Raw genomic sequence first — 22,942 nt, forward strand, 5'->3', positions numbered from 1 at the left:
TTGGTAGGCGCCTTTCGTCGTCTTCGGGTGTCGGTGGTTACAGCCGACGGGTGAGCGCCTCGGCTGCGGCGAGCAGGTCCGCCGCCCACCGCGCGCCCGGCCGGCGTCCCATTCGGTCGATCGGCCCCGACACCGAGATGGCGGCCACCACGTCGCCACGGGCGTCACGCACCGGCGCCGAGACGCTCGCCACGCCGGGTTCGCGTTCGGCCGCGCTCTGCGCCCAACCGCGCTTGCGCACCTCCGTCAGAGTGCGGTCGGTGAACATGGCCGTTGGGAGCACCGCCTGCTGCGTCGCGGGGTCGCTGTAGGCGAGGAGCACCTTGGCTCCCGAGCCCGCGGTCATCGGCAGGCGGGTGCCGACGGGCACGGTGTCGCGCAGCCCGGCGGGCGGCTCGAGGGCGACCACGCAGACCCGCGAGAGACCCTCCCGTCGATACAGTTGCACGCTCTCGCCGGTGATCTCGCGCAGCTTGGGCAACACTGCTGCGCTCGCCGCGAGCAGTGGATCGTCGACCCGCCCGGCGAGTTCGTTCAGTGCCGGGCCAAGGCACCATCTGCCGTCGGCGTCGCGGGCCAGCAGTCGGTGGACTTCGAGGCCCGCGGCGAGTCGGTGCGCGGTGGCCCGTGGCAGTCCCGTGCGGTCGCACAGATCGGCGAGCCCGCAGGGTGACTCGGCGATGACGTGCAGTACGCCCACCGCTTTGTCGAGCACGCCGATACCGCTATCCTGTCTCATAGGGAGATACTAGCGTCTCGAATAATGAGATGCCCCGCTACTGAGATCCAGTGCGACGGCCGCAGCGCCCTCTGCGGCGTCGCCCGGAGGGACGAAAGATGGTCATGACTGGAACCCCAGGCACACCACGCACCATGGCAGAGAAGGTTTGGGCCGACCACGTCGTGTCCGCCGGCGCGGGGGAAGACGCCGCGCGTGAGCCCGATCTCATCTACATCGACTTGCACCTCGTCCACGAGGTGACCAGTCCGCAGGCCTTCGACGGACTTCGGTTGGCGGGTCGGCCAGTTCGCCGCACCGACCTGACCATCGCCACCGAGGACCACAACGTCCCGACGCTCGACATCGACAAGCCGATCGCCGACCCGATCTCACGCACCCAAGTCGAGACGTTGCGCCGCAACTGCGCCGAATTCGGCGTCCGCCTCTATCCGATGGGCGACGTCGAGCAGGGCATCGTCCACATCATCGGCCCGCAACTTGGCCTCACCCAACCGGGTATGACGGTCGTCTGCGGCGACAGCCACACTTCGACCCACGGTGCGTTCGGCGCGCTCGCGATGGGCATCGGCACCTCCGAGGTCGAGCACGTGCTCGCCACGCAAACGTTGCCGCTGCGCCCCTTTAGGACGATGGCGGTCAACGTCGACGGCGTTCTGCCCGCCGGCACCAGCGCAAAGGACGTCATCCTGGCCGTCATCGCCAAGATCGGAACCGGCGGCGGGCAGGGCTACGTCATCGAATACCGCGGCAGCGCCATCGAAGCCCTGTCGATGGAGGGCCGGATGACCGTCTGCAACATGAGCATCGAGGCCGGCGCGCGGGCAGGCATGGTCGCGCCAGACGAGACCACGTTCGCCTATCTCAAGGGCCGCCCGCACGCCCCCGCGGGTGCCGACTGGGACGCCGCCGTCGAGGCGTGGACACAGTTGCGCACCGACGAGGGAGCCGAATTCGACACCGAGGTGTACCTGGACGCGGCGGAACTGAGCCCGTTCGTCACCTGGGGAACCAATCCCGGCCAGGGCGTCCCGCTGAGCGCTTCGGTCCCCGATCCAGAACTGATGTTCGACGAGGACGAGCGCCAGTCGGCCGAGAAGGCGTTGGCCTACATGGATCTTCAGCCGGGCACCGCGATGCGCGACATCGCGATCGACACCGTCTTCGTCGGCTCCTGCACCAACGGACGCATCGAAGATCTGCGGATCGTCGCCGACATTCTGCGGGACAGGAAGATCGCCGACGGGATGAGGATGCTCATCGTGCCGGGGTCCATGAGGGTCCGCGTCCAAGCGGAATCCGAAGGCCTGGGCGAGATCTTCACCACTGCGGGTGCCGAGTGGCGACAGGCCGGCTGCTCGATGTGCCTTGGCATGAACCCGGATCAGCTCGCACCGGGGGAGCGTTGCGCTGCGACGTCCAACCGAAACTTCGAAGGGCGCCAAGGCAAGGGGGGCCGCACCCACCTGGTGTCGCCCGCAGTGGCCGCGGCGACAGCCGTGCGCGGAACCCTGTCCTCGCCCGCCGACCTCCCCCAGAATCGCTAGGAGACAGTCATGGAAGCCTTCCGTACCCACACCGGGATCGGTGTTCCCCTGCGCCGGTCCAACGTCGACACCGACCAGATCATCCCTGCGGTCTACCTGAAGCGGGTCACCCGAACGGGTTTCGAGGACGGACTGTTCGCCGCGTGGCGCAACGATCCGTCGTTCGTCCTGAACCTTCCGCCCTTCGACAAGGGTTCGGTTCTGGTGGCGGGCCCCGACTTCGGCACCGGGTCGTCCCGCGAGCACGCCGTGTGGGCGCTCATGGATTTCGGATTCCGGGTGGTGATCTCGTCCCGGTTCGCCGACATCTTCCGCGGGAATTCCGGAAAGGCGGGCCTTTTGGCCGCCGAAGTCGCCCAAGACGATGTGGAACTCCTGTGGAAGTTGATCGAGCAGCAACCGGGGCTGGAAATCACTGTGAACCTGGAAGATCGAAGCATCCACGCGGGAACGGTCATGGTGCCGTTCAAGATTGACGACTACACCGCATGGCGACTGCTCGAGGGCCTCGACGATATAGGCCTTACGCTGCGGAAACAGGACGACATTACGGCGTTCGAGGAGCGGCGGCCGAGCTGGAAGCCGCGCACCATTCCGGTGTGACGGGGGGCTGGGTGGGGCCGAAATCCTGCCCAGCAAGCCCGTTTTGGGACTGCCGTACCACCGGTGGTGTGGGGCAACCCGATTGCTGAAATTGGTGCCAGCTATTCCTGAAATTGGGCGTGGCTCTTGGAAATCAGGCGTCTGAAGGTTTACCGTAGCTCTCAGTTGGCTCAAGGTGGGCCACAGGCTTCGGAGGTTTTGCATGAACAAGGCAGAGCTCATCGACGTCCTCACGGACAAGTTGGGCACCGATCGTCGGCAGGCGACCGCCGCCGTGGAGAACGTCGTCGACACCATCGTGCGTGCCGTCCACAAGGGCGACAGCGTCACCATCACCGGCTTCGGCGTGTTCGAGCAGCGTCGCCGCGCCGCCCGTGTTGCGCGAAATCCGCGCACCGGTGAGACCGTCAAGGTCAAGCCGACGTCCGTCCCGGCATTCCGCCCAGGGGCTCAGTTCAAGGCGGTTGTGTCTGGCGCACAGCGTCTCCCGTCGGAAGGTCCCGCCGTAAAGCGCGGTGCCACCGCTGCACCCGCGAAGCGGACTGCGGCCAAGAAGGCGGTCAAGAAGGCTGCCAGCAAGGCGCCGGCCAAGAAGACCGTCGCCACCAAGGCGGCTCCGGTCAAGAAGGCCGCTGCCACGAAGGCGCCGGCGAAGAAGACCGCTGCCACCAAGGCGCCGGCCAAGACCGCCGCCACGAAGGCGCCGGCGAAGAAGACCGCTGCCACGAAGGCTCCGGTCAAGAAGGCCGCCGCCACGAAGGCTCCGGTCAAGAAGGCCGCTGCCACCAAGGCTCCGGCCAAGAAGACCGTCGCCACCAAGGCGCCCGCGAAGAAGGCCCCCGCCAAGAAGGGCCGTAAGTAGCAACATCTCCGGAATCAGTTCCGGTACAAGGCACGCCGTGGATCGCTCAGATCCACGGCGTGTCTGCGTGTGGAACTACCTGTCGGCGGCCAAGGGGCTGCCGATGTGATCGGCGGCAATCAACGTCTCGCCCGCCAGCGACAGCACCCACGTACTGCCCTTGCGGTTGCGTGACTTGTCAGGTCGTACCCCGTCGCGGTCGCACCACCACGCGATGAGATCCGGAATGACCTTGCCCTGCGAACAGATGACCGGCGTGCCGTCGGACGTCGCGATCTCGAGGAGACGCCGTCGCGCCGCCCCGTGACCGTCGGCGTACGCCTCCTCGGTCATCGTCGGTTCGTCGCGGATCGGGACGCCCAACTCCTCGGCCAGGGGTCCGACCGTCTGATGGCAGCGCACCCTGGGGGCGGCGTGAACCTCGGTGGCGCCGAACGACAACAGCTGCCCCACCAGAGATTCAGCCTGCGCGCGACCGTGCTTGTCCAGGGGGCGGTTGCGGTCGTCGCCCTTGTACCTGGCCTTGCTGCCCGCGGTCCCGTGGCGGACGACCAACACCGTGCGGGTGTCGGCGGGCTTCTTGGCGAAGCAACGCAGCACCTTCCGATCATCGGGATACTGCAGTCGTTTGAGCGCCTGCGCGGGGGACAACCAGACGAGTTCGTCCACCTCGTCGTTGGGGGTGAATTCACCTCCCACCGCGCGAGCAGCCCAATACCGCACGTGCTTGACGCCGGACTCGATGGGATAGCTGACCGCCGCCAATCGGCGACCCAACTCCGATGCGTACCCGGTCTCCTCGAGGACTTCCCGCACCGCGGTCACCGGCTCGGTCTCGCCGGGATCGACCTTGCCCTTGGGCAGCGACCAGTCGTCGTAACGCGGTCGGTGCACCACTGCCACCAACGGCGCGGCAACCTCATTCGAGTCGTCCTCGTCCGGGCGCCACAACACCGCGCCCGCCGCGGACGTCACGTTGGTGGCCGCCGACGACGGCGATTTCTTCGTCACCTCAACTCCTGCAACTCATTCGGGGACGCGACGAGCAGAACGTCACCCGCGGGTGACCAGACGACGTCACGGATGCCGGTGACGTTCCATCAGGGACACCTGGTGGTCCCGCACCGTCTGACCCGCGTGCGGGGACGCGGTCCAGTGACCGTCGGCACCGAGTTCCCAGCACCTGGTGGTCGGATCCATCGCCGACTCGAAGACGTCGTTGAGTTGATCAGCCAACCTCGGATCCTTCACCTGTGCCATCACCTCGACGCGACGGTCCAGATTACGATGCATCATGTCGGCACTGCCGATCCAGAATTCGTCGATGGCGCGGAAGTGAATGATCCGTGAATGTTCAAGGAACCGCCCGAGAATCGACCGCACCGTGACGTTGTCCGAGAATCCCTCGACGCCGGGCCTGAGCGCACAAATCCCGCGGACCACGACCTCCACCGGCACTCCGGCCTGCGACGCACGGTAGAGCGCGTCGATCACCTGCTCGTCGACGAGGGCGTTGGCCTTCACCCTGATCCGTGCGTCGGCCCCGTCCCGGTGTGCCGCGATCTCGCGCTCGATGCGCTCGACGATGCCCCGACGGACGCCATACGGAGCGACCAGCAGATTGCGGTAGGACACCTTGCGGGAATAGCCGGTAAGCGAATTGAAGAGATCGGTGAGGTCGGCGCCGATGTCGGGAGATGCCGTCAACAAACCCACGTCTTCGTAGAGTCGAGAGGTCTTGGGGTTGTAGTTGCCCGTCCCGATGTGGCAGTAACGCCGGATGGTCGAGCCCTCGCGCCGCACGACCAGGCATGTCTTGCAATGGGTCTTGAGGCCGATCAGGCCGTACACCACGTGGACGCCTGCCTGCTCAAGCGCCCGGGCCCACTTGATGTTGGCCTGCTCGTCGAAGCGAGCCTTGATCTCGACGAGCGCCACGACCTGCTTGCCCGCCTCGGCGGCGTCGATGAGTGCGCTGACGATCGGCGAATCGCCGGAGGTCCGGTACAGCGTCTGCTTGATGGCAAGCACATTTGGATCCGCGGCCGCCTGCTCGATGAAGCGCTGCACCGTCGTGGAGAACGAGTCGTACGGGTGGTGGACCAACACGTCGCCGTCCCGCAGCGTCGCGAAAATGCTCTTGGGCGTTTCCCGTTCGCCGAACGCGGGAGGCGTCGCGGGTACGAACGGCGGGTCCTTGAGCTTGGGTCGGTCCACACCGTAGATCTGCCACAGCGACGACAGGTCGAGGAGGCCGGGCACCTCGATCACGTCACCGGGGTGGACGTCGAGCTCACGCAGCAGAAGCTCGAGCATGTTCTCGGTCATGTCGTCGGCGACTTCCAGCCGCACGGGCGAACCGAAGCGGCGGCGCGCGAGTTCGCGTTCCAGCGCCTGAAGCAGGTCCTCGTCGCGGTCCTCTTCGACCTCGAAGTCGGCGTTGCGCGTGATGCGGAAGGCGTGATGCTCCACGACTTCCAACCCGGGGAACAGCACCGAGAGGAAGGCAGAGATGAGCTCCTCCATCGGAAGGAACCGGATGGCCGCGCCGCCCTCACGGGGACCGAGTTCGACGAACCTGTCGACGTTGTCGGGAACCTTGACTCGCGCGAAGTGCTGCGTGCCGTCTTCGGGCTGTTTGACGGTGACCGCCAGGTTCAGGCTCAACCCGCTGACGAAGGGGAACGGATGCGCGGGGTCGACGGCCAGTGGCGTGAGGACCGGGAACACCTGTTCGTGGAAGTACACCGACAGCCGCGCGCGTTCGTCGTCGTCGAGCTGAGCCCACGTCACCACGATGATGCCCTCGTCGGCGAGCGCGGGTCGTACCGACTCCATGAACACCTTGGCGTGCCTGCTGGCCAACTGCTGCGTGCGCTCGCCGATGCGGCGTAGCTGCTCGCGTGGCGACAACCCGTCGGCCGAGCGAACGGACAGTCCCATCTCGTCGCGGCGCTTGAGGCCGGCGACGCGAACCATGTAGAACTCGTCGAGATTCGACGAGAAGATCGCCAAGAACTTGGCTCGCTCCAACAGCGCCAGGGAGGGATCGGCCGCGAGCGCGAGCACGCGCGAGTTGAAGTCGAGCCAGCTCAATTCGCGGTTGAGGTAGCGGTCGTCGGGCAGGGCCTCCGACCCCGAGGGGTCGACCGAGCCCGTGGTGGTCGCCGGCGGGGCGTCGGGCGTGTTGCCGTCCGATGTCCAGCCCGCGTTGGAAGGTCGTGTCTCGGCTTCGGTCACAGAGGAGATCATCCCCTATGTCCGGTCGGGCGTGCTAGGTGCCGCCGACTGTGTTCTTGGTGAGCGCCCCCACTCCGAGGCCGAGGGCGGTCGCGAGATCGTCGGGTGTGTCGATGTCGCACCGCAGTCCCGGCCACCGGCCCGTCAGCTCGACTGCGCCCGAATCCTTGTGTCGCCGTGCGGAATCCGTGCCCAATAGGGGCGCCAGCGGGACGCCGAACGCGAAGAGTGCCGAGGTGCCCGTGCCGTGCCGGTCGCTGACGAAGCTGCGCGGGTGGTGGCGGGCCCGCGCGATGGCCTCGGCGAGCTCGCGTGGTTGTAGCGCAGGCAGATCGCCTTGCAGCACGCCCACGTTCGGGGTCTCGGCACGGATCGTCGCCTCGGTGACCGAGATCGCGTTGTTCAGCGGGTCGGGGTGGCCGGCGGGGGTCGGGTCGACGAGGACTCTGGCGCCGAGCTCGCGGACGGCCTCGGCCGCCACGGGGTCGGGGGTCACCACGGTGATGGTGCGGACGGCCATCACCGACGACGCCGCGGTGATGGTGTCGAGCAGCATGGCCAGGACCACGCCCTCGCGGTCGCCGGGGGAGAACGCCGAGGCGAGCCGCGTCTTCGCGTCGCTCAGTCGCTTGACGGCGATGATCAGCCCGAGGTTGGCCGTTCGCGCGCTGCTGGGACCGCTCATGCCCGTCATCCTGCCAGCAGCGCAAGTCAGGCTAGATTTGTTCCCGTGGTGAAAGCAGCGGTGATGGGTGCCGGCGCGTGGGGTACCGCGCTGGCCAAGGTGCTCGCCGATGCGGGCAACGACGTCACGCTGTGGGCGCGGCGGACCGAGTTGGCCGACGAGATCAACGACACCCACCGCAACACCGGCTACATCGGTGAGGTCGAACTGCCCGCGTCCATCCGCGCGACCGGTGACGCCGCCGACGCGCTCGACGGTGCCTGCACGGTTCTTTTGGCCGTGCCGTCGCAGACGTTGCGGGTCAACCTCGAGCCGTGGCGCGAACACATCGGTGCCGACACCACGCTGGTGAGCGTAGCCAAGGGCATCGAGTTGAACACCCTGCTGCGGATGAGTCAGGTGATCGTCCAGGTGACCGGGGTCGACGCGTCGAGGGTCGCCGTCGTGACCGGTCCCAACCTCGCCAGCGAGGTGCTCGACGAGCAGCCCGCGGCCACGGTCGTCGCCTGCACCGACTCGGGCCGCGCGGTGGCGCTGCAACGCGCCTTGGCCACCGGTTACTTCCGGCCGTACACCAACTCCGACGTCGTCGGCGCCGAGATCGGTGGCGCGTGCAAGAACGTCATCGCGCTGGCAAGCGGCATGGCGGCGGGCGTGGGACTTGGGGAGAACACGGCGGCGGCGATCATCACGCGCGGGCTCGCCGAGATCATGCGATTGGGACTTGCGCTGGGTGCCAAGGGTGCGACGCTCGCCGGCCTCGCCGGTGTCGGCGACCTGGTGGCCACCTGCACCTCGCCCCAATCCCGCAACCGCGCGTTCGGCGCGCGCCTCGGCCGCGGGGGAACGATGGAGTCCGCGCTGCGCGACGCGGGCGGACACGTCGCGGAGGGTGTCACCTCTTGCCAGTCGGTGCTCGCGCTGGCCGACAGTTACGACGTCGAGATGCCGCTGACCGACGCGGTGCACAGGGTGTGCCACAAGGGCCTGTCGGTCGACGAGGCGGTGGCCTTGCTGCTCGGTCGCAGCACCAAACCGGAGTGACACCATGAACGGTCAATACGGAGACTCCACACGCAGCGTCAAAGCGGCTGCCTCGCAGCATGTTCCGGGCCAGCCGGTGGCCTCTCCGCCGGTTCCCGTCTCGGCCTACCACCTGTCGGCCGACGAATCCCAGCCCATGGACACCTACGGGCGCAGCTCCAATCCGACCTGGCGGCAGCTGGAGTCGGCGCTCGCGGAGCTCGAGGGTGCTACCTCCGCGCTGTCGTTCGGATCGGGGATGGCTGCCATCACCGCGGTCCTGCGCGTCGTCGTCAAGCCGGGCATGACCCTGGTGGTTCCGGCCGACGGGTACTACCAGGTGCGCCTCTACGCAACGGAGTACCTGGCCCCGCTCGGCGTCACCGTCCGCGAGGTGAGCGCCGCCGACATGTGCGCGGCGGCCGAGTCCGCCGACGTCGTCATGGCGGAGACGCCGGTCAACCCGACCCTCGACGTCGTCGACCTGCACGCGCTGGGGATCATCTGCCGCAGCCGCGGCGCCACCCTGGTCGTCGACAACACCGCGCCGACTCCGCTTGGGCAGCAACCGCTTTCGCTCGGAGCCGACCTGGTGGTGGCCAGTGCAACCAAGGCGCTCTCCGGTCACAGCGACCTGCTTGCCGGCTACGTCGCGAGCTGTCACGCCGAGGTGATGGCGGCCGTCGAACGCGAACGGCTCTTGGCCGGCGCGATTCTCGGCCCGTTCGAGGCATGGCTGGCGCTGCGCAGTCTCGGCAGCGCGGGGTTGCGCTTCGAGCGTCAGTGTCACAACGCCCTTGCGATGTCGCTGATGCTGCGTGACCATCCCGCGGTGCGGTCGGTGCGATACCCCGGGCTGCCAGAAGACCCGGCCCACGCAGTGGCGTGCACGCAGATGCGGCGTTTCGGCGGCCTCGTCTCGTTCGAACTTGCCGATGCCACCGCCGTGCACCGTCTGGTGGAGCGCAGCGCCCTGGTGGTCTCCGCCACCAGTTTCGGCGGACTTCACACGTCGGTGGACCGGCGGGCACGCTGGGGCGATCCCGTTGCCGACGGGTTCGTGCGGATGTCGCTTGGCATCGAGGACACCGACGATCTGATCGCCGACATCACCGCTGCACTGGCCTAGCGGTAGCCTCTCTAGGTTGTGACTTCCAGCTCGAGCCCCCGCGTCCGCGTCGCCGTCGTCTACGGCGGACGAAGCTCCGAGCACGCCATCTCGTGCGTTTCGGCTGGCAGCATCCTGCGCAACCTCGACCCGGACCGCTTCGACGTGGTCGCCGTCGGCATCACGCCAGAGGGATCCTGGGTGCTGACCGACGGTGGGCACGAGTCGCTCGCCATCACCGACGGTCAGCTCCCCGAGGTCACCGCGGCGACGGGCACGGCCCTCGCGCTGGCCGCCGACCCGGGCCGGCGCGGCCAACTCGTGTCCCTCGGTGAGGGACCGGGCGACGTCCTCGCCTCAGTCGACGTCGTCTTCCCCGTGCTGCACGGCCCATACGGGGAGGACGGCACCATCCAAGGGCTGCTCGAACTCGCCGGGGTGCCCTACGTCGGCGCCGGCGTACTGGCCAGCGCGGCGGGCATGGACAAGGAATTCACCAAGAAGCTCCTCGCCGCCGAAGGACTGCCCATCGGTGACCAGGTCGTCTTGCGCGCCCACGACGAGACGCTGGACCTGGACGCCCGAGTGCGGCTCGGCCTGCCCGTGTTCGTCAAACCCGCTCGCGGCGGTTCCTCGATCGGCGTCAGCCGGGTCACCGGGTGGGACGATCTCGACGCGGCCATCGCCAACGCGCGCCGCCACGATCCCAAGGTGATCGTCGAGGCCGCGGTGCCCGGTCGCGAATTGGAGTGCGGCGTCCTCGAATTCCCCGACGGTCACGTCGAGGCCAGCACGGTCGGCGAGATCCGGGTGGCCGGTGTCCGTGGCCGTGAGGACGCGTTCTACGACTTCGCCACCAAATACCTCGAAGACGCGGCCGAACTCGACGTGCCAGCCAAGATCGACGACGAGATCGCCGACGAGATACGGCAATTGGCGATCAGGGCCTTCCGAGCCATCGACTGCCAGGGGTTGGCCCGCGTCGACTTCTTCCTGACCGACGACGGTCCGGTGATCAACGAGATCAACACCATGCCGGGGTTCACCACGATCTCGATGTATCCGCGGATGTGGGCCGCCAGCGGCGTGGACTACCCGACGCTGTTGGCCGCCATGGTCGACACCGCGGTGGCGCGGGGCACCGGACTGCGCTAGCGGACCGGTCCCGGATCGGGCACGACCGCGGGCATCGCCTTGGCCACGGCCCGCGAGAGCAGTTGGATCGGCGTCGGACCCGACCCCTCGGGCAGCGTCAACGCGACGTAGACCGGCCGGTCCACCGCGACCCACGTGGTGCGGTCGACGCCGGGGATGCGGAACCAGAGCACGTCGTCGACCGCCTGCAGTGGCGCGCTCGCCGAGAAGTCGTCGGGCCGGCCGATCCCGCACCGGAGGACGACGAGATCGCTGCCCGGTTCGTTCTGCCACGCCGCGGCACTGGCAGGCGCGGGTGCCATCGCCTCGGCGCGGTGATAGTCGTCGAGGTCGTCGGGAAGGACCGCCATCAGGGCCTTGCAGGCGTCGCTGTCGGCCTGGGGTGCCGGTGCCGCGGCGATGGCGACGGGACCCGGTACGGGAGCCGCCTCCCTGGTTGCCGCCACCGCGAGAACGGCCACGACCGCCGCGACCGCGAGGGCGACCGCCGCGATGAGGACTCGACGGGGCGGACCGTCGGAGGCAGGCTCGGGATCGGGCTGCTGATCGGGCTGTGAATCGGGCTCGGTCACCACTGCACTCTAGGAGTGCATCCCGTCGGCGATGGGACAGGTCAGGGTGCGGGTGATACCGGTCACCCCTTGCACACTGGGAACCACGACCGACTGCAACTCCGCCGCGGTCTCCGCCGCCACGCGAACCACGACGTCGTAGGGGCCCGTCACGTACTCCGACGACGACACCCCGGCCAGCGCCGCGAGTTGCTTGGCCACGACCTCGGCGCGACCCACCTCGGTCTGAATCAGCATGAATGCCTCGACCACTCGCGCCGTCCTCCGTTCGGGCTGCATAGACTCCACGCCGCAGGGACCAAACGTACCGCAGGTCGCGCCGGTGTTCAGGACACGCAACCAAGGGGTGACATGGCTGACGACGAGCGCGCCGAGACGCTGGCCGACCTCGGCGAGTTCACGGTGATCGACCGCCTCGTCGAGGGACGCGTGCACCCGCCGAACGTCCTCGTCGGTCCCGGTGACGACGCCGCGGTGGTGACGGCGCCCGACGGCCGGGTCGTGGTGTCGACGGACATGTTGGTCGAGGGCAGACACTTTCGGCTGGATTGGTCGACGCCGCACGACGTCGGGCGCAAGGCGATCGCCCAGAACGCCGCCGACATCGAGGCGATGGGGGGTGCCGCGACGTCGTTCGTCGTCGGCTTCGGCGCTCCTGGCGCCACCCTCGGCGCCGACGCCGAAGCACTCTCCGACGGGCTGTGGGCGGAGGCCGACACGTTCGGGGCGAGCATCGTCGGAGGGGATCTGGTCGCCGCCCCGCAGTGGGTGATCTCGGTGACCGTGCTCGGTGACCTGGATGGCAGGCCGGCCGTGCTGCTCAGCGGCGCCCGACCGGGTGACACCGTGGCCGTCGTCGGCGACCTCGGGCGGTCGGCGGCCGGATACGCGCTCCTGCACAACGGAATCACCGACTTCGCCGAGCTGCGGCGCAGGCACCTGGTCCCGGTGGTGCCGTACGGGCAGGGGCGGGTTGCCGCCGACGCAGGCGCGACCGCGATGACGGACGTCTCGGACGGGCTGCTGGCGGACTTGCGGCACGTCGCCGACGCGTCCGCGGTCGGGATCGACTTGTCCCGCAACGCGCTCGGCGCCGATCGTGACGCCGTCGCGGCGGCCGCCGCGGCGACGGGGGAGGACCCGTGGAGTCTGGTGCTCGGCGGTGGAGAGGACCACGCGCTCGTCGCGACGTTCCCCGCGGCCGTGCCCGAGGGGTGGCGAGAGATCGGCGTAGTGGTCGAGGGGCCGCCGCGGGTACTGGTCGACGGGGCCGAGTGGACCGGCCAAGGGGGCTGGCGGTCGTTCTGACCGCGCGAGCACGCTAGGTTGACCTCTCGTGACTGCGCGCCCCCTCTCAGAACTCGTCGACCCCGGCTGGGCCACTGCCCTCGAGCCAGTCGAAGACCAGGTCGCCCAGATGGGCGAGTTCCTCAGATCCGAGATCGCGGCGGGACAGCGCTATCTGCCCGCCGGGGAAAACGTGCTGCGCGCCTTCACCTTTCCCCTGGACCGAGTGCGCGTCCTCATCGTCGGCCAGGACCCGTACCCGACTCCCGGGCACGCCGTTGGCTTGAGTTTCTCGGTGGCGCCCGACGTTCGTCCGCTGCCGCGCAGCCTCGACAACATCTTCAAGGAATACGCCAGCGACCTGGGTCATCCCTCGCCGAGTTGCGGTGACCTGTCGCCGTGGGCCGAACAGGGCGTGATGATGCTCAACAGGGTGCTGACGGTGCGGTCGGGAACCCCGGCGTCACATCGTGGCAAGGGTTGGGAAGCGGTCACCGAGTGCGCGATTCGCGCGTTGGTGGCCAGGCCGTCGCCGATGGTGGCGGTGCTCTGGGGTCGCGACGCGCAGACGTTGAAGCCGATGCTGACGGGTGCGCACTGCGCGACCATCGAATCGGTCCATCCGTCGCCGCTGTCGGCGTCGCGGGGATTCTTCGGCTCGCGGCCGTTCAGCCGCGCGAACGAACTGCTTGCCGAGCTCGGTGGAGAGCCGATCGACTGGCGCCTGCCCTAGGCCGACGCACACTCGACGGTGAAGTGGAGCGGCAATCAGCCGCGCGCGACCTTGCCTGCCTTGATGCAGGAGGTGCAAGCGTTGATGCGCTTCTTGTTTCCGCCGGGGCGGGAGACGGCGTGCACCGTCTGAATGTTCGGGTCCCACCGGCGGTTCGTCCGACGATGGGAGTGCGACACCGACTTACCGAAGCCGGGGCCCTTTCCGCAGACATCGCAAACCGCAGCCATGTGAAACTCCTTGATCGGAACTGGGGGCCAACAACCGCAACCGCGGGTGACCCAACAACCTGACCAGGATACCGGCCGCCCCTGGTATCGCCAAAACGGTGTCCACCGACGCGAATCCTCGTGGATGACCGCGACGGCGTCGGGGGCTCGTCGGACACACTGGCTAGGCTGACGCGCACGTGGCCGCGTTGGGTCGAGGGAGAGGCGGTTGGGCATGTCCGCACGCCGGCTCGACGCCACCGCGTTGAACGAGTGGGCGCACACCGCCGTCACCCACCTCATCGCCAGGACCGACGAGATCAACCGCCTCAACGTGTTCCCCGTCGCCGACGCGGACACCGGAACCAACATGCTGTTCACCATGCGGGCGGCCGGAGCCAGGGCGGAGTCGCTGCGCACCACCGACGTGGCCGAGGTCGCCGCCGCCCTGGCCGAGGGCGCGCTTCAGGGGGCCAGAGGCAACTCCGGGGTGATCCTCTCCCAGATCCTGCGTGGTCTCGCCGACGTCGCAGGCGGGGCTGCCGAGGAGCGAGACGGGGTGCTGGCCGACGTCGACGGACCGCTGCTCGCGGCAGCGCTGCGGCACGCGGTCGTGCTCGCCGACGCCTCCGTCGGCCAGGCCGTTCCAGGCACCATCGTCTCGGTTCTCGCTTCCGCCGCGAGCGCCGCGGAGGGCGCCGCCGACGACGGCGCGGACGTCGCCGACGTGGTCGCGACGGCGGCCGACGCCGCGGTGGTCGCATTGGAGAAGACCACCGAGCAACTCGACGTGCTGGCCGATGCGGGCGTCGTCGACGCAGGCGGTCGCGGACTGCTCGTCCTGCTCGACGCGATGACTGCCACCCTCACCGGGCACACTCCGCACCGCGCCACCTATGAACGGTCCGGTCCCGACGCCCCGCCGACCGACGTCACGGTAGTGGCGCCACCTCAGTTCGAGGTGATGTACCTCGTCGACGGCTGCGACCAAACCGGCCTCGACGGTCTCCGCCTGCGCCTCGAGCAGCTCGGGGATTCGGTGACCATCGCCGCGTCCGGAACCGACGGCCGCTACTCGGTGCACGTGCACACCGACGACGCCGGCGGTGCCGTCGAAGTCGGCATGGGCGCCGGTACCCCGAGCCGAATCCAGATCACCGCGCTCACGGGGCCGGGGACCCACCCGTCCGGTGGGTGGACCCGTGACCGGGCGGTCCTTGCCGTCGTCGACGGCGACGGCGCGTCGGCCCTGTTCGAGGGCGAGGGCGCCCACGTCCTTTGCCGGGAGGCCGACGCCGCGATCAGCGCCAAACAACTCCTGCGCGCGCTGATCGACGCGGGAGCCGCTCAGATCCTGGTGCTGCCCAACGGCTACGTCGCCGCCGAGGAACTGGTGGCCGGGTGCACCGCGGCGATCGGGTGGGGCATCGACGTCGTGCCGGTGCCCGCGGGCTCGATGGTCCAGGGACTGGCGGCGCTGGCCGTCCACGACGCCGCCCGGCAAGCCGTCGACGACGGTTACACGATGGCCCGCGCCGCGGCCGGCGCCAGGAGCGGATCGGTGCGGGTGGCCACCGAGAAGGCGTTGACGTGGGCCGGCGCGTGCCACCCCGGTGACGGCCTGGCGATCTCCGGTGACGAGGTGCTGATCGTCGCGCGTGACGTGACCGCCGCGGGCGCGGGTCTGATCGACCTGTTGCTCGGCGCGGGAGGTGAACTGGTCACGGTCCTCACCGGTGACGGGGTCGACCCCGCGGTGGGCGCCGCGCTGCGGGATCACGTGCACCAGCACCATCTCGGTGCCGAGCTGGTGACCTATCACACGGGGCACCGGGGCGACGCCCTGTTGATTGGAGTGGAGTAGATGGTCGCCCTCAGCGACTCGCTGGACCGAGTCATCGGCGCCAAGTCCGCCAAGCCGCTGGAGGAGCACCTCGGCCTTCGGACGGTCGACGACCTGTTGCGGCACTACCCGCGCACCTACAGCCACGGCATGTCTGTGCTCGACGAGGGCTGGGAGCCCCCGGCGGAGGGCGAGCACGTCACGTTCGTCGACGAGATCGCCAAGGCCGACGTCCGCTGGACCAACCGGCAACCGAAGCGCGAATTCCTGGTCATCACGTTGGCCAACCGCAAGCCGAGGGTCACGGCGACCTTCTTCAACGCGAAGTTCAGCAAGCACATCCTCGTTCCTGGCACCCGGCTGATGCTGTCGGGCGAGGTCGGCTTCTTCAACGGCACGATGCAGCTGACGCATCCGGCGTTCCTGGTGCTCGAGGGAACCGGCCAGGGCAAGGGCAGTCGGTCGCTCGCCAAGATCGCCGAGACGTCGCGCGCGACCGACGGGGAAGTGCTGCTGTCGGCCTTCGAGCGAGACTTCTTTCCGATCTACCCGGCCTCGGCCAAGGTGCAGAGCTGGGACCTCTACGCGTGCGTCCGCCAGGTCCTCGACGTGCTGGACCCCGTCGACGATCCGCTGCCGGAATCCGTTCGGGAGCAGTGGGGTCTGGTGTCGGAGGACGAGGCGTTGCGGGCGATCCACCTCGCCGAGCGCGAAGACGACAGGGAGTTCGCCCGCCAGCGGTTGGCGTTCGACGAGGCCGTCGGGCTGCAGTGGGCGCTGGTGGAACGTCGGCACGGTGAGCTGAGTGAGACCGGGCCGTCGGCGCCGCCGCGGGCCGGGGGACTGGCGGACGCGCTCGGTCGGCAGTTGCCGTTCGACCTCACCGAGGGCCAGCGCGAGGTTCTCGACGTGCTGACGGTGGAGCTCGCCGACACCAAGCCGATGCACCGGATGCTGCAGGGCGAGGTCGGCTCTGGCAAGACGATCGTCTCAGTGCTCGCGATGGCACAGATGGTGGACGCCGGCTATCAGTGCGCGTTGCTTGCTCCCACGGAAGTGCTTGCCGTCCAACACTTTCGGTCGATCCGTGACGTGCTCGGTCCGCTGGCCTCCGGCGGGGAGCTCGGCGGGCTGGACGGGGCGACCAGGGTGGCGCTGCTGACCGGGTCGATGACCGCGGCGCAGAAACGGGACGTGCGCAACGAGGTGGCCAGCGGCGAGGCGGGCATCGTCATCGGCACCCACGCGCTGCTGCAGGACGCCGTCGAGTTTCGCAACCTCGGCATGGTCGTCGTCGACGAGCAGCACCGGTTTGGCGTCGAGCAGCGAGATCGATTGCGCGCCAAGGCAGTCGCCGGAATCACCCCGCACCTGTTGGTCATGACGGCGACGCCGATTCCGCGGACGGTCGCGCTCACCGTCTACGGCGACCTCGAGACGTCGGTTCTTCGGGAACTGCCAAGGGGTAGGCAACCGATCGCCACCAACGCCGTCTTCGTCGGTCAGAAGCCGGCGTGGCTGCAACGGGCGTGGCAGCGCATCATCGAGGAGGTCGACGCCGGCAGGCAGGCCTACGTCGTCGCCTCGCGAATCGACGAAAACGACGGGGCCGGCAAGGAATCCGGCAAGAAGAAGGCGGCTGCCAGGGAGGCGGGCCCCCCGGTCACCTCCGTGGTCGAACTGTTCGAGAACCTCGGCCGCGGCCCGCTGAGCGGTCTGCGCCTCGGGCTCATGCACGGCAGGCTCCCCGCCGAGGAGAAGGACGCCGTCATGATGGCCTTCCGTGCGGGCGAGGTCGACGTGCTGGTGTGCACCACCGTGATCGAAGTTGGCGTCGACGTGCCCAACGCCACCGTGATGGTCGTGATGGACGCCGACCGGTTCGGCATCAGCCAGCTGCATCAGTTGCGTGGCCGGATCGGTCGTGGCCAGCACCCCAGCCTCTGTCTGCTGGCGACCAACCTTCCCGAGGAGACCAAGGCGGGCGCGCGGCTGAAGGCCGTCGCCTCCACCCAGGACGGCTTCGTGCTCGCCGACCTCGACCTGGAGGAGCGACGCGAGGGCGACGTGCTCGGGCTGAGTCAGTCGGGCCGACCCATCACGCTGAAGATGCTGTCACTGGCCGAACATCGCGACATCATCGAAGCCGCCCGGGCGTTCGCCGAGACCGTCTACGACGCCGACCCCAAACTCCTCGACCACCGCGGAATCGCCATGCTGGCAGCGCCATTCGCCGAGACCGATCGTGTCGAGTACCTGGACAAGGCGTGAAGAAGCCCGGTTGGCTGATCGTCGCGGTGGCGCTGGCCGTCTTCGTCGCGGTCCAGGTCAGGACGGCCGCCGACCGTGAGGACCGGTTCGTCGCCGGCGCCGACGTGCCCACCGTGGCCGCCGGGGTCGACGTCCTGGCGGGCATTCCGTTGATCCCCGAACGCGTGCGCGGACACGACTATCGCCGCGCGGCCTTCGGCGACGCGTGGACCGACGACACCACCGCACCCGGTGGACACAACGGCTGTGACACCCGCAACGACATCCTCGACCGCGACCTCGTCGACAAGACCTTCACGGCAATCTCGCGGTGTCCCACCGCGGTCGCCACCGGCACGCTGTACGACCCGTACACCAACCAGACCGTGGCGTTCACCAGAGGCAATCAAGTCGGGGCGTCGGTGCAGATCGACCACATCGTCCCGCTGGCGCTCGCCTGGGACCTCGGCGCCCGCGGCTGGACCGACGACATGCGCCGACGGTTCGCCAACGATCCCGCCAATCTGCTTGCGGTTCAAGGCAAAGCGAATCAGGACAAGAGCGACTCCGAACCGGCCGACTGGATGCCGCCGAACCACGCGTTCTGGTGCCAGTACGCGGTGCAGTTCGCCGCCGTGCTCCGTGGTTACGCGCTGCCGATCGACGACCGGTCGGCGGTGGTGCTGCGCGACGCGGCGGGAACGTGCCCCGTCGCGCAGGCGGCTGCCTAGGTGCCGGTGTAGGTCGCCGGGTCGGGCCGGAAGCGGGTGCCGTCGTCGAGCCCGTTGAGCGCGTCCATGTGCTCGGCCACGAGCTCGAACTCGAACACGTCGGCGTTCTCCACGATGCGCTCCGGCGTCGCCGAGCGGGGGATCACGACGTTGCCGAGCTGCAGGCTCCATCGGATCAGCACCTGCGCAGGTGACTTGCCGTACTCACCGGCGATCGACGTCACGGTCGGGTTGTCGAGCAGGCGACCGACGCCCAGCGGCCCGTAGGCCTCGGTGACGATGTCGTGCTCGGCGTTGGCCGCGCGCAGCGCCGCCTGGTTGAGCAACGGGTGCAGCTCGATCTGGTTGATCGCCGGTGCGACGTAGGACAGCTCGATGACGTTGGACAGGTCCTCGGCGGAGAAGTTGCAGACGCCGATCGACTTGGTGAGGCCGTCTTCGCGGAGCTTCAGCATTCCGCCCCAGCTGTGCAGGTAGACACCGGGGTCGCCGGCGGGCCAGTGGATCAGGTACGCGTCCACGTAGTCGGTCGCGAGGCGGTCGAGGCTGGCGCGGCACGCGTCCTGAGCGGCGCGGAAGCCCTGGTCGGCGGTCGCCAACTTCGTCGTGACGAAGATCTCCGCACGAGGAATGCCAGATGCGGCAATGGCACGCCCCACCGCCGCCTCGTTGCCGTACGCCGCCGCGGTGTCGATCAGCCGCACGCCGATCTCGAGTGCGGTCGACACGGCGCGTTCGGTTTCGGCGTCGGTCAGCTCGCCGACGCCGATCCCGAGTGCCGGGATGCTGTTCTCGTCGTTGAGTGCCACCGCTGGAATTGCCGCCGAGGTCATGTCACCTACCCTGTGAAGTTGAAAGTCCGTGGATCGGGACCCAGTCGAGTCCCGTCTTCGAGCGATGCGACGGACGCCATGTCCGATTCGTCGAGTGCGAAGTCGAACACGTCGAAGTTGCTCGCAATCCTGTCGGGGTTCACCGATTTCGGGATGACGATATTACCGAGCTGGACGTGCCACCTAATCAGCACCTGCGCTGGCGTTTTTCCCCTGGCCTCGGCAATGGCGACGACCGTCGCGTTCTCCAGCAGCGAGCCCTGGCCCAGCGGGCTCCACGCCTCGGTGGCGATCCCCAACCTGGCGTGGACCTCTCGCAGCTCCTGCTGGGGGAGAAGCGGGTGCAATTCGATCTGGTTGACCGCAGGCACGATGCCGGTCGCGTCGACCAGGGTGCTCAGGTGTTCGGGCTGGAAGTTGCTCACGCCGATCGAGCGGATTCGGCCCTCGTCACGCAGGTGGGCGAAGGCCTTGAACGTGTCGACGAAGGCGTTGACCTCGGGCATCGGCCAGTGCACTAGGTAGAGGTCCAGGTAGTCGAGGCCCAGCTTCTCCATGCTCAGGTCGAACGCCCGCAGCGTCGTGTCGTATCCCTGGTCGGCGTTCCAGAGCTTGGTGACGACGTAGACGTCGTCCCTGGCCAGGCCCGCGTTCGCCGCCCCGGCGAGCGCGTGGCCCACCTCCGCTTCGTTGCCGTATGCCGCGGCCGTGTCGACGTGCCGATAGCCTGCGTCCAGCGCGGCGCTGACGGCGCGTTCGGTCTCACCGGCCGGGGTCTGCCACACTCCCAGGCCGATGGCGGGGATCGAATGCCCGTCGTTCAGCGCGACCGAGGGAACCGACGTGTTCGAAGGAGAAGCCATGACGGGAAGTCTGCCAGCCGCACCTGTGACGCACGCGGAGGCCGATCGTCCCGGCGCGGCCCGGCTGGCGGTCCTCAACGCCTCCAGTCGGGTGATGCTGCGCCTTCTCCCGCACCTGCCCGACGCCGTCAAGCGACTTCTGCTGGGACGCCGCACCGTGACGGTCGACGGCAACACCCTCGACACGACGCTGCAGTTCATGTTGGCCGCGCAGCGGTCGGCGGGCGTCAACGGACTGGTCGCCAGCAGCGACGTCGCGGTCGCCAGATCCCAGCTGCAGAAGCTGTCGTCGATGATCGACTCCGGCGTCGCCGTCGACGTGGAGAACGGTTCGATCCCCGGTCCGGCGGGGCCGCTTCCGGTGCGGCGCTACACGCCCGCCGACGCGGCGGCGGGGGAACCGAGGCCTCTTCTGGTCTTCTTCCACGGTGGCGGCTTCGTCGTGGGCGACCTCGACACGCACGACGGTCTGTGCCGACTGCTCTGCCGCGACGCGGGAGTTCACGTCCTTGCGGTCGACTACCGGCTCGCACCGGAGCACCCCGCGCCCGCCGCGGTCGACGACTGCTACGCCGCGTACCGCTGGGCGGTGGAGCATGCGACCGAGTTCGGCGCGGACCCGGCCAGGGTGGCCGTCGGCGGCGACAGCGCGGGCGGAAACCTCGCGGCCGTGGTGTCGCAGTTGGCGCGCAACGACGGCTTCGCCCTGCCTGCCCTGCAACTGCTGCTCTACCCCGTCACCGACTTCGCCAACGACACCAGGTCCAAGACGCTGTTCGCCGACGGGTACTTCCTGACGAAGAAGGACATGGACTGGTTCAGGGACAACTACCTGGCCGGGTCGACGCTGGACACCAGTGACCCTCGCGTCTCCCCGCTGCTGGCCGAGGATCTGTCTGGGCTGCCTCCCGCGATGGTCCTCACGGGCGGGTTCGACCCGCTGCGCGACGAAGGCAACCAGTACGCCGAGGCGCTTGCCGCGGCGGGTGTCGCCGTCGACCATCGACAATTCGGCCCCGTGGTGCACGCCTTCGCCAACTTCTTTCCGCTCGGTGGCGCCAGCGCCACCGCCACCGCAGAGGTCGTCTCGGCTGTTCGGGCGCACCTGAGCCGGGGCTGACGGAGCACTCGCGGACCGCCGGTACCCTAGTGCCGTGTCCACGAAACCCAAGAAGACCGCCAGCTACGACCTGAAGGCTGCCGACCGCAAGCGCAACGTGATGATCCAGGTCGGGCTCACCGCGGTCGTGGTCATCTTCGCCGTGGCTCTGGTCGCCTACATCGTGACCTCCGGCAGCACGAAGCCCGCAGGCGGCGAGGCGAAGTCGATCCGCGTGGCGACCAGCAACGTGATCACCAAGGAGGGCACCACCGAGCCGAAGGCCGTGGTGTCGTTGTACGAGGACTTCCTTTGTCCGGTGTGCGGGAACTTCGAGCAGACCTTCGGTCCGACGATCAGCAAGTTGATCGACAGCGGCGCGATCGCCACCGACTTCTACATGGTCGCCATCCTCGACCGCCCGGCGAACCAGAACTACTCGTCGCGGTCCGGTGCGGCCGCCTACTGCGTCGCCGACGAGGACACCACCCCGGACAAGCAGGCGTTCCGCCGCTTCCACGCGGCGATGTACGCCCAGCAGCCGAGCGAGACGGGCACCACCTTCCCGACCAATGCGCAGTTGATCGAGACCGCGCGCCAAGCCGGCGTCGTCGGCAAGGTGCCGGAGTGCATCAACAACGGTCGCTACCTCGACATGGTGAAGGGGCTGGCCTCCGCGACCAACGTCACCGGCACGCCGACGGTGCGGATCAACGGCGAGGACTACAAGTTCTCGACGCCCGACGCGCTGGTGGCCAAGATCAAGGAGATCGTCGGCGACATTCCCGGCGTGACCGCCGCACCTGCCGCACAGGCCCCGATTCAGCCGGGTGGCACGCCCACCGCGACGGCCCCCGCACCCGCACCCGCACCCGCCCCCGCGCCCGCCCCGACGCCCGCGACCCCCACGACCACCAGATGACGTCGACCGCTGCGGACGAGACCGCGTCGGACCTGCCGGCGCGGTCCGGATCTGGTGTACGGGTGAGGACGCCCAGCGCAGTCTGGGTGCTGATCGCCGGAGCCGTCGGCCTCACCGCGGCGCTGACGCTGACGATCGAGAAGATCGAGCTGCTGATCGACCCCGCGTACGTCCCGTCGTGCAGCATCAACCCGGTGCTGTCCTGCGGTTCGGTGATGGTCACCCCGCAGGCGTCGGAATTCGGCTTCCCAAACTCCTTGCTCGGAATCGTGGCGTTCAGCGTCGTCGTGGTCGCCGGCGTGTTGGCAGTTGCCAAAGTGTCGTTGCCGCAGTGGTTTTGGGCCGGGCTCGCCGTCGGAACGCTTCTCGGCGCCGTCTTCGTCCACTGGCTGATCTACCAGAGCCTGTACGTCATCGGAGCCCTCTGCCCGTACTGCATGGTGGTGTGGTCCATGACGATCCCGCTGTTGGCGGTGGTGTCGTCGATCGCCCTGCGGCCGTTGGCGGGCAACGCCTTTGCCCGTGCCGTGCATCAGTGGCGATGGTCGCTCGTCGCGCTGTGGTTCACGGGACTGATCCTGTTGATCGTGATTCGATTCTGGGCGTACTGGTCGACGCTGATCTAGACCGGTGCCGGC

Annotated in this window: 23 protein-coding genes; 14 read left to right on the forward strand and 9 right to left on the reverse strand. The window is 68.6% G+C overall.

Features of this window, described 5'->3' with window-relative positions:
- Positions 1-37: 37 nt before the first annotated feature.
- On the reverse strand, positions 38-739 hold the full coding sequence (locus B1790_RS26310; protein ID WP_079926233.1) for an IclR family transcriptional regulator: 702 nt from the start codon (positions 737-739) through the stop codon (positions 38-40).
- A gap of 104 nt (positions 740-843) precedes the next feature.
- Between B1790_RS26310 and leuC the strand changes: the two genes are divergently transcribed.
- From leuC to B1790_RS26325, 3 genes are all read left to right on the forward strand, one after another.
- Positions 844-2,286 carry a 3-isopropylmalate dehydratase large subunit gene (gene leuC / locus B1790_RS26315; protein ID WP_079926281.1) on the forward strand — a complete coding sequence of 481 codons (1,443 nt, stop codon included), beginning with the start codon at positions 844-846 and terminating at the stop codon, positions 2,284-2,286.
- A gap of 9 nt (positions 2,287-2,295) precedes the next feature.
- Positions 2,296-2,889: a 3-isopropylmalate dehydratase small subunit gene (leuD, locus tag B1790_RS26320; RefSeq protein ID WP_079926234.1), complete on the forward strand. Its 594-nt coding sequence runs from the start codon at positions 2,296-2,298 to the stop codon at positions 2,887-2,889.
- 202 nt (positions 2,890-3,091) lie between these two features.
- Complete coding sequence (locus B1790_RS26325) at positions 3,092-3,751, forward strand: HU family DNA-binding protein (RefSeq protein WP_079926235.1); 660 nt, start codon at positions 3,092-3,094, stop codon at positions 3,749-3,751.
- A gap of 75 nt (positions 3,752-3,826) precedes the next feature.
- On the opposite strand, the gene B1790_RS26330 is transcribed toward B1790_RS26325, so the two are convergent.
- From B1790_RS26330 to cofC, 3 genes are all read right to left on the reverse strand, one after another.
- On the reverse strand, positions 3,827-4,762 hold the full coding sequence (locus B1790_RS26330; protein ID WP_079926236.1) for an NUDIX hydrolase: 936 nt from the start codon (positions 4,760-4,762) through the stop codon (positions 3,827-3,829).
- Between the two features lie 66 nt (positions 4,763-4,828).
- Complete coding sequence (locus B1790_RS26335) at positions 4,829-6,991, reverse strand: RNA degradosome polyphosphate kinase (protein ID WP_142271516.1); 2,163 nt, start codon at positions 6,989-6,991, stop codon at positions 4,829-4,831.
- A 34-nt stretch (positions 6,992-7,025) separates the two neighbouring features.
- Positions 7,026-7,685, reverse strand: a complete 660-nt coding sequence (gene cofC / locus B1790_RS26340) for a 2-phospho-L-lactate guanylyltransferase (RefSeq protein ID WP_142271517.1) — start codon at positions 7,683-7,685, stop codon at positions 7,026-7,028.
- Positions 7,686-7,739: 54 nt separating this feature from the next.
- Between cofC and B1790_RS26345 the strand changes: the two genes are divergently transcribed.
- The 3 genes from B1790_RS26345 to B1790_RS26355 are packed head-to-tail and all read left to right on the forward strand — an operon-like array spanning position 7,740 to position 10,962.
- The gene (locus B1790_RS26345) at positions 7,740-8,720 is read left to right on the forward strand and encodes an NAD(P)H-dependent glycerol-3-phosphate dehydrogenase (RefSeq protein ID WP_079926239.1); all 981 of its coding nucleotides are present in this window, start codon (positions 7,740-7,742) and stop codon (positions 8,718-8,720) included.
- Between the two features lie 4 nt (positions 8,721-8,724).
- Complete coding sequence (locus B1790_RS26350) at positions 8,725-9,828, forward strand: cystathionine gamma-lyase (RefSeq protein ID WP_079926240.1); 1,104 nt, start codon at positions 8,725-8,727, stop codon at positions 9,826-9,828.
- Between the two features lie 18 nt (positions 9,829-9,846).
- Positions 9,847-10,962 carry a D-alanine--D-alanine ligase family protein gene (locus B1790_RS26355; RefSeq protein ID WP_079926241.1) on the forward strand — a complete coding sequence of 372 codons (1,116 nt, stop codon included), beginning with the start codon at positions 9,847-9,849 and terminating at the stop codon, positions 10,960-10,962.
- Here the strand turns inward: B1790_RS26355 and B1790_RS26360 are convergent.
- Together B1790_RS26360 and B1790_RS26365 are read right to left on the reverse strand one after the other, a co-directional pair.
- Positions 10,959-11,534 (reverse strand): DUF3515 domain-containing protein, encoded by a 576-nt coding sequence (locus B1790_RS26360; RefSeq protein WP_079926282.1) that lies wholly within the window; start codon positions 11,532-11,534, stop codon positions 10,959-10,961. The two genes, B1790_RS26355 and B1790_RS26360, sit on opposite strands and share 4 nt — an antisense overlap.
- A 9-nt stretch (positions 11,535-11,543) precedes the next feature.
- Entirely contained in the window at positions 11,544-11,786 is a 243-nt protein-coding gene (locus B1790_RS26365) for an Lrp/AsnC ligand binding domain-containing protein (protein ID WP_079926242.1), read from the reverse strand.
- A gap of 99 nt (positions 11,787-11,885) precedes the next feature.
- Here B1790_RS26365 and B1790_RS26370 point away from each other — a divergent pair, with 99 nt between their 5' ends.
- Positions 11,886-12,842: a thiamine-phosphate kinase gene (locus B1790_RS26370; RefSeq protein WP_079926243.1), complete on the forward strand. Its 957-nt coding sequence runs from the start codon at positions 11,886-11,888 to the stop codon at positions 12,840-12,842.
- A 28-nt stretch (positions 12,843-12,870) separates the two neighbouring features.
- Positions 12,871-13,554, forward strand: coding sequence for a uracil-DNA glycosylase (locus B1790_RS26375; RefSeq protein ID WP_079926244.1), 684 nt, complete (start codon positions 12,871-12,873; stop codon positions 13,552-13,554).
- A 35-nt stretch (positions 13,555-13,589) separates the two neighbouring features.
- Here the strand turns inward: B1790_RS26375 and rpmB are convergent, their stop codons facing one another.
- A complete protein-coding gene (rpmB, locus tag B1790_RS26380; protein ID WP_079926245.1) occupies positions 13,590-13,784 on the reverse strand; it encodes a 50S ribosomal protein L28 in 195 nt (64 codons plus the stop codon).
- A 214-nt stretch (positions 13,785-13,998) separates the two neighbouring features.
- On the opposite strand from rpmB, the gene B1790_RS26385 reads away from it, so the two are divergent.
- Genes B1790_RS26385 through B1790_RS26395 form a run of 3 tightly spaced genes read left to right on the forward strand, consistent with a single transcriptional unit; the run spans position 13,999 to position 18,587 of the window.
- Positions 13,999-15,627, forward strand: coding sequence for a DAK2 domain-containing protein (locus tag B1790_RS26385; protein ID WP_079926246.1), 1,629 nt, complete (start codon positions 13,999-14,001; stop codon positions 15,625-15,627).
- Complete coding sequence (recG, locus tag B1790_RS26390) at positions 15,628-17,877, forward strand: ATP-dependent DNA helicase RecG (protein WP_079926247.1); 2,250 nt, start codon at positions 15,628-15,630, stop codon at positions 17,875-17,877.
- Positions 17,874-18,587, forward strand: a complete 714-nt coding sequence (locus tag B1790_RS26395; RefSeq protein WP_079926248.1) for an HNH endonuclease family protein — start codon at positions 17,874-17,876, stop codon at positions 18,585-18,587. The genes recG and B1790_RS26395 overlap by 4 nt, the downstream gene beginning before the upstream one ends.
- Here the strand turns inward: B1790_RS26395 and B1790_RS26400 are convergent.
- Positions 18,584-19,420 carry an aldo/keto reductase gene (locus B1790_RS26400; RefSeq protein ID WP_079926249.1) on the reverse strand — a complete coding sequence of 279 codons (837 nt, stop codon included), beginning with the start codon at positions 19,418-19,420 and terminating at the stop codon, positions 18,584-18,586. The two genes, B1790_RS26395 and B1790_RS26400, sit on opposite strands and share 4 nt — an antisense overlap.
- Before the next feature lie 5 nt (positions 19,421-19,425).
- Entirely contained in the window at positions 19,426-20,283 is an 858-nt protein-coding gene (locus B1790_RS26405) for an aldo/keto reductase (protein WP_079926250.1), read from the reverse strand.
- On the opposite strand from B1790_RS26405, the gene B1790_RS26410 reads away from it, so the two are divergent.
- The 3 genes from B1790_RS26410 to B1790_RS26420 are packed head-to-tail and all read left to right on the forward strand — an operon-like array spanning position 20,282 to position 22,930.
- Complete coding sequence (locus B1790_RS26410; protein ID WP_079926283.1) at positions 20,282-21,403, forward strand: alpha/beta hydrolase; 1,122 nt, start codon at positions 20,282-20,284, stop codon at positions 21,401-21,403. The two genes, B1790_RS26405 and B1790_RS26410, sit on opposite strands and share 2 nt — an antisense overlap.
- A gap of 34 nt (positions 21,404-21,437) precedes the next feature.
- The gene (locus B1790_RS26415) at positions 21,438-22,304 is read left to right on the forward strand and encodes a thioredoxin domain-containing protein (protein ID WP_079926251.1); all 867 of its coding nucleotides are present in this window, start codon (positions 21,438-21,440) and stop codon (positions 22,302-22,304) included.
- Entirely contained in the window at positions 22,301-22,930 is a 630-nt protein-coding gene (locus B1790_RS26420) for a vitamin K epoxide reductase family protein (RefSeq protein WP_079926252.1), read from the forward strand. Before B1790_RS26415 ends, B1790_RS26420 begins: the two co-directional genes overlap by 4 nt.
- Positions 22,931-22,942: the final 12 nt, after the last annotated feature.

The organism is Mycobacterium sp. AT1 (genome assembly GCF_002043095.1).
Classification (GTDB): domain Bacteria; phylum Actinomycetota; class Actinomycetes; order Mycobacteriales; family Mycobacteriaceae; genus Mycobacterium.

What these genes read in the sequence shown, in the direction of transcription:
- B1790_RS26310 (WP_079926233.1), bottom strand. Translation starts at nt 739, where the DNA reads ATGAGACAGGATAGCGGTATCGGCGTGCTCGACAAAGCGGTGGGCGTA.
- leuC (WP_079926281.1), top strand. Translation starts at nt 844, where the DNA reads ATGACTGGAACCCCAGGCACACCACGCACCATGGCAGAGAAGGTTTGG.
- leuD (WP_079926234.1), top strand. Translation starts at nt 2,296, where the DNA reads ATGGAAGCCTTCCGTACCCACACCGGGATCGGTGTTCCCCTGCGCCGG.
- B1790_RS26325 (WP_079926235.1), top strand. Translation starts at nt 3,092, where the DNA reads ATGAACAAGGCAGAGCTCATCGACGTCCTCACGGACAAGTTGGGCACC.
- cofC (WP_142271517.1), bottom strand. Translation starts at nt 7,685, where the DNA reads ATGACGGGCATGAGCGGTCCCAGCAGCGCGCGAACGGCCAACCTCGGG.
- B1790_RS26345 (WP_079926239.1), top strand. Translation starts at nt 7,740, where the DNA reads ATGGGTGCCGGCGCGTGGGGTACCGCGCTGGCCAAGGTGCTCGCCGAT.
- B1790_RS26350 (WP_079926240.1), top strand. Translation starts at nt 8,725, where the DNA reads ATGAACGGTCAATACGGAGACTCCACACGCAGCGTCAAAGCGGCTGCC.
- B1790_RS26370 (WP_079926243.1), top strand. Translation starts at nt 11,886, where the DNA reads ATGGCTGACGACGAGCGCGCCGAGACGCTGGCCGACCTCGGCGAGTTC.
- rpmB (WP_079926245.1), bottom strand. Translation starts at nt 13,784, where the DNA reads ATGGCTGCGGTTTGCGATGTCTGCGGAAAGGGCCCCGGCTTCGGTAAG.
- B1790_RS26385 (WP_079926246.1), top strand. Translation starts at nt 13,999, where the DNA reads ATGTCCGCACGCCGGCTCGACGCCACCGCGTTGAACGAGTGGGCGCAC.
- recG (WP_079926247.1), top strand. Translation starts at nt 15,628, where the DNA reads ATGGTCGCCCTCAGCGACTCGCTGGACCGAGTCATCGGCGCCAAGTCC.
- B1790_RS26400 (WP_079926249.1), bottom strand. Translation starts at nt 19,420, where the DNA reads ATGACCTCGGCGGCAATTCCAGCGGTGGCACTCAACGACGAGAACAGC.
- B1790_RS26410 (WP_079926283.1), top strand. Translation starts at nt 20,282, where the DNA reads ATGACGGGAAGTCTGCCAGCCGCACCTGTGACGCACGCGGAGGCCGAT.
- B1790_RS26405 (WP_079926250.1), bottom strand. Translation starts at nt 20,283, where the DNA reads ATGGCTTCTCCTTCGAACACGTCGGTTCCCTCGGTCGCGCTGAACGAC.
- B1790_RS26420 (WP_079926252.1), top strand. Translation starts at nt 22,301, where the DNA reads ATGACGTCGACCGCTGCGGACGAGACCGCGTCGGACCTGCCGGCGCGG.